General features: G+C 48.7%; 9 protein-coding genes. 2 read left to right on the forward strand and 7 right to left on the reverse strand.

Features of this window, described 5'->3' with window-relative positions; translation table 11 throughout:
• Window positions 1-115: 115 nt before the first annotated feature.
• The 7 genes from KW93_RS04970 to KW93_RS05000 all read right to left on the reverse strand — a co-directional run bounded on the left by KW93_RS04970 (window position 116) and on the right by KW93_RS05000 (window position 7,151).
• A complete protein-coding gene (locus KW93_RS04970; RefSeq protein WP_033541876.1) occupies window positions 116-1,759 on the reverse strand; it encodes a peptide ABC transporter substrate-binding protein in 1,644 nt (547 codons plus the stop codon).
• A 64-nt stretch (window positions 1,760-1,823) separates the two neighbouring features.
• Complete coding sequence (locus KW93_RS04975) at window positions 1,824-2,960, reverse strand: ABC transporter ATP-binding protein (RefSeq protein WP_081986928.1); 1,137 nt, start codon at window positions 2,958-2,960, stop codon at window positions 1,824-1,826.
• 4 nt (window positions 2,961-2,964) lie between these two features.
• On the reverse strand, window positions 2,965-3,885 hold the full coding sequence (locus KW93_RS04980; RefSeq protein WP_033541877.1) for an ABC transporter permease: 921 nt from the start codon (window positions 3,883-3,885) through the stop codon (window positions 2,965-2,967).
• Window positions 3,885-4,820: an ABC transporter permease gene (locus KW93_RS04985; protein ID WP_033541878.1), complete on the reverse strand. Its 936-nt coding sequence runs from the start codon at window positions 4,818-4,820 to the stop codon at window positions 3,885-3,887. Before KW93_RS04985 ends, KW93_RS04980 begins: the two co-directional genes overlap by 1 nt.
• A gap of 18 nt (window positions 4,821-4,838) precedes the next feature.
• On the reverse strand, window positions 4,839-5,663 hold the full coding sequence (locus KW93_RS04990; RefSeq protein WP_033541879.1) for a M55 family metallopeptidase: 825 nt from the start codon (window positions 5,661-5,663) through the stop codon (window positions 4,839-4,841).
• Between the two features lie 557 nt (window positions 5,664-6,220).
• Complete coding sequence (locus tag KW93_RS04995) at window positions 6,221-6,691, reverse strand: IDEAL domain-containing protein (RefSeq protein ID WP_033541884.1); 471 nt, start codon at window positions 6,689-6,691, stop codon at window positions 6,221-6,223.
• 88 nt (window positions 6,692-6,779) lie between these two features.
• On the reverse strand, window positions 6,780-7,151 hold the full coding sequence (locus KW93_RS05000; protein WP_033541880.1) for a hypothetical protein: 372 nt from the start codon (window positions 7,149-7,151) through the stop codon (window positions 6,780-6,782).
• Window positions 7,152-7,343: 192 nt separating this feature from the next.
• On the opposite strand from KW93_RS05000, the gene KW93_RS05005 reads away from it, so the two are divergent.
• On the forward strand, window positions 7,344-8,876 hold the full coding sequence (locus tag KW93_RS05005; protein ID WP_033541881.1) for a hypothetical protein: 1,533 nt from the start codon (window positions 7,344-7,346) through the stop codon (window positions 8,874-8,876).
• Window positions 8,873-11,596, forward strand: a complete 2,724-nt coding sequence (locus KW93_RS05010; RefSeq protein WP_033541882.1) for a DEAD/DEAH box helicase — start codon at window positions 8,873-8,875, stop codon at window positions 11,594-11,596. The genes KW93_RS05005 and KW93_RS05010 overlap by 4 nt, the downstream gene beginning before the upstream one ends.
• Window positions 11,597-11,620 lie beyond the last annotated feature (24 nt).

The raw sequence follows: 11,620 nt of genomic DNA on the forward strand, positions 1-11,620 counted from the left end.
TGAGATCCACTCGGACGAAGTGCAACGAGTACGAGTTAGCTCAGCGCAAGCCCCCAGGCAAGCGCAGCTGTTTTGCGCAATATCGGTTAGCGAGTCTTTTCAACTAATAAAGATTTTATTGCTTATCAGCGTACTTAAGATCGATATAGCCAACCGGGTGGCGAAGGATGCCCTCGATGCCTTCTTTTTCAAGCTGAACCTGGTTGTAGAAATGGATCGGGAAGATCGGCATTTCGTCCATCAGGAGTTTCTCAGCTTCGATCAGCATTTCCCAGCGTGCTTCTGAATCCGTCTCTGTTTTCGCATCCGCAATCAATTGATCGAACTCAGGATTCGACCACTGCGTACGGTTCATCGATGAGCCAGTGATGAAGCTCTCGAGTGCGTTCACAGGATCCGCGTAATCGGAAAGGAACGAAGAACGTGACATCTGGTATTTGAATTCTTTTTGTTCCGCTGCAAATACGGAGCTTTCCACGTTCTGCAATTTAACATCGATGTCCAGTGTCTGTTTGAACTGATCCTGCAAAGTTTCTGCGATGATCTGGTGAGTCGGGCTTGTTGAATATGTGATCGTGATTTCAGGCAATGTATCCCAGCCTTCTTCAGCCATCCCTTCTTCAAGCAATTGCTTCGCTTTTTCAGCGTCGAATTTCACAAGATCACCTGCAGCGTCACGGAAATCCGTGCCGTCCGGACCTTCAAATCCGTAAGAAGTGAAGCCGTAAGCCGGTTTCTCGCCATTTTTCGTTACGTATTGCACAATATCGTCCTGGTTGACTGCAAACGCCAAAGCCTGACGGACTTTTTTATTGTTGAACGGTTCCATCTCTACGTTGTAACGGTAGAAATAAGTTCCCGCCTGATCAAGAGTAACGAGGTCCGGTGAATCCATCAGCTGCTCCGACAATTCTGACGGCACATTCGATACATCCAGGTCGCCTGCTTCATACATCTGGTATTCCGTATTTTCGTCGTTTACCATTTCCCACTCAACGCCGTCCAATTTAACGCTGTCGGCATCCCAGTATTCTTCGTTCTTTTCAAATACGAAGTTTTCATCGTGGCTCCATGATGCCAATTTGAATGGCCCGTTGCCGATGAATGATTCCGCTTCTGTGTGCCACTGCGGATTTTCAGTTGCCGTCGCTTCGTGGATCGGGAAGAAGCTCGGGTTCGTGATGATGTTCAGGAATGCTTCAGTTGGAGCAGTCAGCGTAACGACAAGAGTTTTATCGTCTTCCGCCACTACCGCTACATCTTCAGGAGATCCTTCTCCACTGTTGTAACTTTCTGCACCTTCAATGAAGTAAGCAAGGAACGCGGCAGGTGAAGCTGTTTCCGGGTTCAGCATATGGCGCCATGCGAATACGAAATCGCCAGCCGTCACCGGTTCGCCATTCGACCAGTTTGCACCTTCACGGATTGTGAATGTGTAAGTCAAACCGTCTTCTGAAATGTCGATTGCTTCAGCAGTCGCTTCGACCGGCTGTGAACTTTCATCCAGTCGCGTCAAGCCTTCCATCAGGTTATTGAGCGCTGACCAGGATACTGCATCGAATCCGATCGATGGATCGAATGATGTCGGCTCTGCACCGTTATTCATCAACAGGATTTTGTCGCCGCCGGAATCCGGGGTTCCTTCTGCGCTTTCTCCGCCTTCATCAGGCGTTTCTTCTCCCGCGTCTTCGCTTGCGGTACATGCCGCAAGAACGAAAACAAACATTGCCATGAGAAATAAAACCAGCCATTTCTTCATCTTGTTGCCCCCTTTATGTGTGTTGTGATGCTATGTGAATGCGCGGATTGCGCGTTCAGCCGAGTTACCGGGCAAATGCCCCTTCTTCAATCAGTTTCTGTGCCCGGCTGTCCTGCAGCCAGCAGTCGACCCGGTGTGTGTCCGATTTTTCGGTTGTAGCCGGATAGACCTCCCTGCAGACTTCCATGGCAAACGGGCAGCGGGCAGCGAACGGGCAGCCCGAAGGCGGAGAAAACAGATCCGGCGGTGTGCCGTCGATCGGTTTTAATTCCCCGCCGGTCAAATCAAGACGCGGCACTGAACTCAGTAAGCCCTGCGTATACGGATGCTGCGGCGTGTAGAAAATTTCCCGCTTGTTGCCTGTTTCGATAATTTTGCCGGCGTACATGACCGCGATACGGTCGGCAATTTTCGCCACCACCCCTAAATCATGGGTGATCAAAATGATGGAGACGCCTGTCTTTGATTGAATTTCTTCAAACAATTCCAGGATCTGCGCCTGAATCGTCACATCGAGCGCTGTCGTCGGTTCATCCGCAATCAGCAGTTCCGGCTCGCAGATCAGCGCGATCGCAATGACGATTCGCTGCCGCATGCCGCCGGAAAATTGGTGCGGGTATTGCTTCAGCCGCTCATCCGGATTCGGAATCCCGACAAGCGACAGCATTTCGATGGCGCGTTTTTTCGCTTCGGCGCTACTCAGGTTCTTGTGCTGTTTCACGCCTTCCATCAATTGTTCCCCGATGGTCAGCGTCGGATTTAACGCCGTCATCGGATCCTGGAAAATCATCGAAATATCGACGCCCTGAATTTTGCGCATCTCTTTTTTCGACAGTTTTGCCAGGTTTCTTGATTTGAAATGAACACCTTTTGAAGAAATTTTGCCGGGCGGCTGTTCCACGAGACCCATGATGGCGTTTGATGTCACGGATTTTCCGCAGCCCGACTCGCCGACGATCGCCAGCGTCTCTCCTTTATACAAATCGAAAGTCACTCCGCGCACGGCCTGGACCGTGCCTCCGTATGTACTGAACGTGACATGGAGATCATCCACTTCCAATATTTTTTCCGATGAAATTGTCCGCTTCTTCTTCGGTGAAACGATTTTTCCGCGTTTCCCCTCGTGCAGGACGGGATCCACTTCAGCGCCGTCTTCAAGCCGTGAACGTGACAGTTCATCTGCCAGTTGTTTGCCAGTCATGCTGTCACCCCCTCATTTTCGGATCGAGCGCATCCTGCAGCCCGTCACCCAATACGTTAAATGCAAACATTGTTAAAGAAATGAATAATGCAGGGAAGAATAATCTCCACCAGTCACCGGAAATGATTACCGGCAAGGCATCATTCGCCATAACGCCCCAGCTCGCGAACGGCGCCTGGATGCCGAGTCCAAGAAAACTCAGGAACGCTTCCGCGAAAATCGCGCTCGGCACCGTCAATGTCATTTGGACAATGATCGGACCCATGGCATTCGGTATAAGGTTTTTCCGGATGATGCGCGACGAGTTTGCGCCAAAGGATTTTGACGCCGTTACAAATTCATAGTTCTTCACCTGCAGCACCTGGCCCCTCACAATCCGGGCCATACCGACCCAGCCGGTGATCGTCAGGGCGATGATGATCGTCGTCAAACTCGGGCCCATGACCACGAGCAAAAGAATAACGACCAACAGATACGGTAATCCGTAAAGAATTTCAACCACACGCATCATCAGTGTATCGGTTCTTCCGCCTTTATAACCGGCAATGCCTCCGTAGATGATGCCGATCGTAAAATCAATCAAAGCAGCCATCAATCCGACAAACAGGGAAATCCGCGCACCATACCATGTTCTTGTAAAGACATCGCGTCCCGCTTCATCAGTGCCGAACCAGTGTGTGCTGCTCGGCGGCTGGTTTTGATTCGGCAGATCCTGCGTCGTCACTGAGTGAGGTGACAGGATCGGGCCGAAAATCGCCATAACTGCCAGGAAGATTAAAAAGCCCAGTCCGAGCATCGCCAATTTATTTTTCTTTAAACGCCGCCACGCATCTTTCCAATAGGATAAAGACGGGCGGACGACCTGCTCTTTTTCATCTCCGTCCCTTTCGAGCGGACGGAACCAATCATCACGAACCTGTGTCATCACACATCACCTTCTTTTTTGTGGAGCTTGATACGCGGATCAAGAAGTCCATATACGATGTCCACAAGGAACAGCATGAAAATCAAAAACGCGCTGTAGAAAACGGTTGTTCCCATAATGACCGGATAATCCCGGTTGTTGATCGAGTCGACAAAGTATTTCCCCATGCCCGGAATCGCGAAAATCTTTTCAATGACGAATGTTCCGGTCAGAATTCCGGCGAGCAGCGTCCCCATGATGGTGACGACAGGCATCAGCGCATTTCTGAGTGCATGGCGCAATACGATGCGAATCGGTTTGATGCCTTTGGCACGCGCCATTTTTATGTAATCCTGCGTCAAAACTTCAAGCATGCTCGACCGCGTCAGGCGGGCGATGATCGCCATTGGCCCTGTTGCCAGCGCCAGCACCGGCAGGACCATATGCATCGGGCTTTTCCAGGTGGCCGGCGGAAAGATTCCCCAGGTAACAGCGAGCTGCTGGATCAACAGCGTCGCCAGTACGAAGTTCGGAATGGAAATCCCGATGACGGCGAACGCCATCGCCGCGTAATCGATCATTTTATTGTGCCGCAGCGCTGCCAAGGTGCCGAGCAGGATCCCCGATATGACGGCGACAAGAATCGTGATGATGCCGAGTTCGAAGGAAATCGGGAAGCCCCGTTCAAGCAATTCATTGACCGTCCGGTTCGGATCTTTGATGGATGGTCCGAAATCGAACGTCGCAATTGATTTCATATAGTCGAAATACTGGATGTGCAGCGGCTGATCCAATTTATAGAATTTTTCCAGATTGGCCTGGATGGTTTCGTTGGTCGTCCGTTCCGCTTCCAGCGGCGAACCCGGTACGGCGTGCATCAGGAAAAACGTCAGCGTCGCAATGATGAAAATCGTCGCCAGCATCATCCAGAAACGTTTGAATATGTACATTGCCATTTTCTCTAAATCCCCCTTTTAATTGAACTGCGACTGTGCAGCGAGTTCAACCATGACAAGCATTGCCCGGTAAGCTTCCAATATATCTTTTGCCTCGTAACGGACAATCGTCGTTCCTTCTTCGATCGTGCAGCCCGGCATCATGGCCGCCAGTTCCGCCTGCCCAAAATTCGTGAATTCGATTTTCAGCACCGGACTTTCCGGAGGCGTAAGCGGTTTCACATTGGCCCGGTTTTCAATGGCCTGTTTCGTTTTCTCACGCAATAATGCCTGCGCTTTTTTCGGATGCAGCGTTTTAACGGCTGAGCGTGTCAGGGATTCCTTTACCGCCGCAGTGACAATGTTCGGAATCAGCGCTTCCGCTTCACGGCATGCACAGTCATCACCCGCAACCATCAGAATCGGCACCCCGTAATGGCCCGCCACATAAGCATTCAAGCCCAGTTCACCGATTTCCGTGTCGTTAATCCACATTGAACGAACACCAAAGATCATCGCATGGGACATGACCCCTTTTTGACCGGCCCTCGCATGATAGCCGGCAAAAAAGGCGCCATCATAACTTGCATCCAGCCCTTCGACCATCGAATAGGCTTTGACGCCGCCTGTGATCAGCAGCGCATCTTCGTGCAGCTCTTCGGCAATCAGGTTGTTCATTTTCGAATGGCTGTCATTGACCAAAAATTCATTTGCTCCATGAGTAAAAGCACCTTCGATGATGGCATTCGCATCCTGAGTCATCAAACGGCGCCCTCGTTCGTAATTATGTTCACTTGAATCCACATATGTATAATCCGGTAAAGCGGTGACACCTTCCATATCCATGGACAAATAAAATTTCATGATGACTGGCTCCTCTTCGCTGGGGTCGTTTCCCAAATTTTGAAAATTCTTTTATTAAATATACCAGCTTATTTTGAATATTTCAATATAATATTGAATAATAATTCACTGACGGATATTTTTTTGATATTCGGTCTTAATATATCTAAATAATTCAAATATTTAGATATAAATAACCATGACATTTTTTTGATTATTTAATACAATCAAAACACGTTATAGATCAGGCAAGGATTTATAACTGTTTGCAAGATCTTCTGCACAAACTTAGAAGCTGACAAAAGGAGTGGATTGACATGAATTTCGAAAAAGCGCTTGAACTTGGATGGGAAGATCTTGCTTTGGGAATCGGTGGCTCAGCATTCGTAATGCTGATTGTCAACGTTTTCACAATGATGTAGAGGTGACTCATGTATACTTACAAACCATAAAACCCCTCCTCCGGATTTATTGGAAGAGGGGTTTTTGCCGGTATCCCATCAGGGCAAATGAAAACGCCTCCCCTGTTCGCTCCGGGCAGGCGCAGTCATTTAAATATGAATTTCACTCGGCAAGAATCAGGTTTCACTTGGCAGACCTCCATTAAGCTGTTGTATGGCCAGCAGTTCATGGAACATCACTTCGTCCCGCGACTCCAGCGCAAAATCAATCAATCGATTCAAGTTTTCACGTTCCAGAGATTCAATTACTTCCATGGCTTCTGTTTTTGCCTGTTCCGGAATTTCAGCGATTCCTGCGGTTTCTCCCTGCAGGATGGATTGGAGATGCATATGAATATCGGATACCAGCAGGAGTTGATACAGCGGCAGCCGGATAAATCGGTTTCCTTTCTGGAAAACAAAGACTTCAGATAAATTTTCAACCTGGAAAGTATTCATATTGACGACAATTTCTTTCCCTTCAACCGGGATAAAATGAAATAATTCATCATCTTTCATAATTGAGAGGTATTGGTAGGCAAAGACGAATTTAACCAGATGCTCTTCTTTCTTTGTATAGAATGGTTTCATCATTTTTACATGCAGCATGACGGTTCCCCCCTCTCTGAATTTAGAATATTCTGTTTTATCAATCATACCACATATTCCCCTTTTCGTAACTAAAAAAACACAAGAATCATCTTCTTGTGTTTAATCTTTTCTTTCTTTTATTATTGGCCGTCGCCAGGAATTGAATCCGGTCGTTTTTGATCCTTACGAAGATCTGGGACAGCGCATGGAGCAGAAACTGTTCGAATTCTTTATCTTCGGCCGCGCCTGGTTCAAAGATGAGCCTTTTATTGTCGAAATCGATTTGAACCTTGCCAAGCCTGCTGTTGCACGCCTCAACCCTGTCGAAAGTATAGCAGCCTTCACTACCTGAAAGTTGAAAACGCATTTTTTCGTAACGTTTTTCTTCGTTCAATAAGAATAGTTCCCAAATGACGATATCTTCCTGATTTAATACGCTCTGCAAATCAGGGATTTCCAGTACATATAAATGCTCCAAAGTCATGCTCCTGTCTACTTTATTGGGTAATAAGATTCATTCTTTCTCCAGTATAGTCTATGCGTCAGCAAAAAAGAGGTTTCCTTAAAAAAATATTTACTAAAGCTGAAAACGTCTAAGTTTCCTTCTTCATTTACGCGCCAGCCGGAAAGAAGTATAATAGAAGGAAAGTTTTATTTTGGGGCGATGCAAATGGCTACGGTTCAATCCCTGGCACAACAATATGAAGATACAATCCACAATTATATGGCTGCTGTCGAGAAGTCCCTCAATCCCGCGCGTGCGCTGGATGAGGAAATGGTTCGAAAAGCAGTTTTTTTAGTTCGCCATGATGGTGTGCAGATTCAGTCATTCAATGAAGAGCGGCTGCTCCTCGAAGCAGTGGTGAAAGATGCTCACGCGGTAAAAGTCGTTATGAATTTTGAAAAGATGACAGCGGTCTGCGCCTGTCCGCAGGACGATATGTGCCGCCACCGGCTTGCCGTGATTTTCGCTTTATACCAGAAAATCGGTTCCCTGTCACAGTGGGTCGGTGAATGGCGGGCAAAGGAACTGGATCAGGTTCCGACATTCGGCGATAAACGTTCGCCGCAGCAATGGACAAAAGTCATCAAAAGCGTATGGCGCGATCCGATTCCCGATTATACAACGAGAAACTATTTCTATTTTGAACAGATGCATGACGGCCGGCTGAAAAATGCGCTGTCTTTTGTGCCGCTTGAACGCGAATGGAAAACGCTGTTCCGCGCTTACGCCCATTTCATTTCACTGTCGGAGGTCTGGAATACTTATGTTTCCGGCACCAATGATGTCCATCATTCATTTTTCAAAACCTGGTTCGAGGACGAATTGCAGGAACTCGGCGACCTGCTGGGCCAATTGCACGGCCAGCACCGTACTTTTGAGTCGGATGCTTTTTTTGATGGCCTCCGGGACATGGTCCGTTCTTTCGCTGCAATAAAAGACGGTTCGTCTTCCCAGCGTCTGGCCGTTTACCGGATGTTCTGGACTGTTCTTTTCACAAATGACAAAATGCGCAAAGAGGAGCTGGCGGTATTCCCGCGGCCCGATGAACGGGTTTCCGTCTTTTTCGCCATTCTGCTGAAACAGACCGTGGAACTGAAAAAAATAACGCCGAATGAAGCGCACGACTGGATCCAGCTGGCTATTCTGGCTGAGGAAGAACAGCACATGCATGCGCTTGAAGCGATTCTGTCGGCAGTCAAACCGCATGTAAAAACCTTCCTGTTCGAAGGCTTGTATACGCAATACCGCCACCAGTACGTCCGCACATTAAGCCGTCTTTTCTCGCTCATCAATTTGAGTGAAGCGGACTGGGAAGATCTTTTCAGGCAATTCGGCCACTACGGCCTCCCTGCCTATTCAACTTATCTGATTGAAAAAGGGCTGTTCAAGCAATGGGCGGAACTGCACCATATGCACAGTTCGCCGTTGTATTTTGCTGAAGAATGCGGATTGAAGGAAGTGCAGGAAGCCGCTCCGGATTATGTGCTGCCCCTGTATCACCGCTATGCCATGGCCCATTTGGACGAACGCAGCCGCAACAGCTACAAACAGGCCGTGCGCATCTGGAAAAAGATGAAAGCCGCCTGCAAAAAGAGCGATCAAATGGAGTTCTGGAAATCCTATATGAAAGAAATCCGGACACAGAATAAACGTCTCCGTGCACTGCAGGAAGAGATTGAGAAAGGAAATTTGGTATGACTCAATTCCAAACAGAAGGAAGCCGCATCTATTACTTAAAAGTCACCAAGGGAAACAGCTTCCGTATTCAGGCCATCAACGAAACAGGAAACCGGATTCCGCCTGAAATTTGGAGCCCTTTTTTATATTTCATGGACAAAGACAGCTTTTTCGGTTTAAAGTCAGAAATCGACGGCCTTGACCTCGTTTTGCCGCCGGCTGATTTTGTCAGGCTGTTTGCAGGCGTTGCCCATCATTATGTCACGTTCAAAGGGCAGACTGCAGACGATGCCGCCTGGCTTGAACTTGCCGGCAAAGTCGCCGATTCCCTGAACGATCCCGGTTTATGGGAGCACGTCACGGTTGATGGTGAGGATATCCTCATCGACAGCAGCTACGGCGATATGGAAATCCAGGCGTTTCTGAGCGATACCATCAGCCAGCAGCTCAGCCAAAAAGGCCTGACGACGGCCCAGCTTCCGTATATCCAGCATTTTATCCAGCAGACAGGCTGGGAAGGGCTGGAGCCTGCGGAAGATTACGTGATGGCTGTGCAATTGAGCGAGCCCGATGAAACGCCGGACTGGACATTCAAAGTGGTGATTCGGTCAAAACGCGGCAGTGTTTATTGGACCCCTTCAAAACGCCGTATGGATGAACCGCTTGAAAAGGTGCTGCCTGAAAAATGGCGCAGCCGCCACGCTGAAATTGCGGAAAAGCAGGCGCTTGTGTTAAGCCTGTGCCCATCAGTTGACGGCTTTGATGAAACCCGCCTCTATTACGCGGAATGGTCTGATACGCAGGTGCTCGAATTCCTTCGCAACGATACCGAAATCCTGCAGGCGTTCGGCATCGAAGTATCCATTCCCTCCTGGCTGCAGGCTGTTCAGGAATCCAAAGTGCGCGTCAAAGCAAACGTACATTCACCCGTTAAAAAAGCGTCGGTTGTGGGACTCGATCAGATTATCCGCTTTGACTGGCAATTCTCATTGAATGGCCACGAACTCAGCATGCAGGATTTTGAACGGCTCGTGTCCGAGAACAAGGAATTTATTCGCATCGGCAATGAATGGGTGCGGGTGGATTCGAACCTTCTCCTGCAGCTCCGGAAAATGATTGAAGAAGCGGATGACGCAGACTGGACGATCAAAGATATGCTGTTCCAGAATGTGCCTGAAATCATGCTCGAGGAAGCGGCTGATGAAGACGATCCGCTTGTCGAGTTCAATTTGAATAAATCGCTGAAGGTCCTGTTGGAGAAACTGCTCGATAAACGCGACCTGCCGCAGACGGAAATTCCTGAAAATCTCCTTACGGAACTGAGGCCATATCAGAAAACTGGTTTTGACTATCTCGTATTCATGCGGGAAGAAGGCTTTGGCCTATGCCTTGCCGATGATATGGGACTTGGCAAGACAGTCCAGCTGATCGCCTATCTGCTGCATGTCCATAAGGAAAAACAGGAGCAGCCGTCGCTGATCATCTGCCCGACTTCGGTGCTCGGCAACTGGCAGAAAGAACTCGAGCGTTTTGCGCCGGACCTGAAAGTCTATATGCATTACGGACCCGTACGCCCGAAAAGCGAAGAGTTCAGCCGTTTCCTTGAAGAAGAGCAGCCGGATGTCGTATTGTCGACGTATGGCATCGCTTCATCTGACGCCGAGGAAATGCAGGATCTGCAGTGGACCAGCATTACGCTCGACGAAGCACAGAATATTAAAAATATGTATACGAAACAATCGCGCACCATCCGCCGTTTTAAAGGCAAACATCATATCGCACTGACCGGCACGCCGATTGAAAACCGTTTATCTGAGCTGTGGTCGATTTTTGACTTCATCAATAAAGGCTATCTTTACCGCATCAAACAATTCCAGGAGACGTTCATGATTCCGATTGAACGCGACGATTCGGAAGAAGCCAAAAAGAAATTGCGTCAGCGCATCCAGCCTTTCCTGCTGCGCCGCACGAAGAAAGATCCGGATCTTCAGCTGAACCTCCCGGAAAAACAGGAGCAGCTTGAATACTGTCCGCTGACTCCGGAACAGGCCGCGCTTTATGAAGGCCTCGTACAGGACACCGTTGAAAAAATGGAAACACTGACCGGCTTCGAGAAAAAAGGGCTCGTGCTGAAAATGCTCAGCAAGCTGAAGCAATTATGCAACCATCCGGCGCTGTATTTAAAAGAGCCTTATACGTCGGCGGAAGAAATCCTTCCCCGCTCCCAGAAACTTGAGCGGATTGTGACACTGGCGGGCGAAATTGCGGAACGCGGTGAACAATGTCTGATCTTTACCCAATACATCGGCATGGGGCATCTTTTGCAGCAGGCCATCAATGAACTATACGGCCACGAAGTTCCATTCCTGACCGGCAGCATGCCGAAAAATCAGCGGGACTCGTTGGTCCATGCCTTTCAGCAAGGCAAGTTCCCGATTTTCATCCTGTCCCTGAAAGCTGGCGGCACCGGCTTGAACCTGACGGCTGCCACACATGTGCTGCACGCGGACAGATGGTGGAATCCGGCCGTGGAAAATCAGGCGACTGACAGGGCTTACCGGATCGGGCAGACGCAATTCGTCCATGTCCATAAATTTGTGACGATCGGCACGATTGAAGAAAAAATCGATTCCCTGCTGACACAAAAACAGGCGATGTCTGAACAATTTATCCAGTCGAGCCAGTGGATGACGGAGCTTTCTGATAACGAATTGAAGGAACTTTTCACTTATTCACTTTAATAACCGATATTCCGCAAAACAGCT

This window comes from Planococcus sp. CAU13 (genome assembly GCF_000775575.1).
Classification (GTDB): domain Bacteria; phylum Bacillota; class Bacilli; order Bacillales_A; family Planococcaceae; genus Planococcus.

Excerpts from the sequence above, each read along its gene's own strand:
- KW93_RS04970 (WP_033541876.1), bottom strand. The coding sequence starts at position 1,759 with ATGAAGAAATGGCTGGTTTTATTTCTCATGGCAATGTTTGTTTTCGTT.
- KW93_RS04995 (WP_033541884.1), bottom strand. The coding sequence starts at position 6,691 with ATGCTGCATGTAAAAATGATGAAACCATTCTATACAAAGAAAGAAGAG.
- KW93_RS04985 (WP_033541878.1), bottom strand. The coding sequence starts at position 4,820 with ATGGCAATGTACATATTCAAACGTTTCTGGATGATGCTGGCGACGATT.
- KW93_RS04990 (WP_033541879.1), bottom strand. The coding sequence starts at position 5,663 with ATGAAATTTTATTTGTCCATGGATATGGAAGGTGTCACCGCTTTACCG.
- KW93_RS04980 (WP_033541877.1), bottom strand. The coding sequence starts at position 3,885 with ATGACACAGGTTCGTGATGATTGGTTCCGTCCGCTCGAAAGGGACGGA.
- KW93_RS05010 (WP_033541882.1), top strand. The coding sequence starts at position 8,873 with ATGACTCAATTCCAAACAGAAGGAAGCCGCATCTATTACTTAAAAGTC.
- KW93_RS05005 (WP_033541881.1), top strand. The coding sequence starts at position 7,344 with ATGGCTACGGTTCAATCCCTGGCACAACAATATGAAGATACAATCCAC.
- KW93_RS04975 (WP_081986928.1), bottom strand. The coding sequence starts at position 2,960 with ATGACTGGCAAACAACTGGCAGATGAACTGTCACGTTCACGGCTTGAA.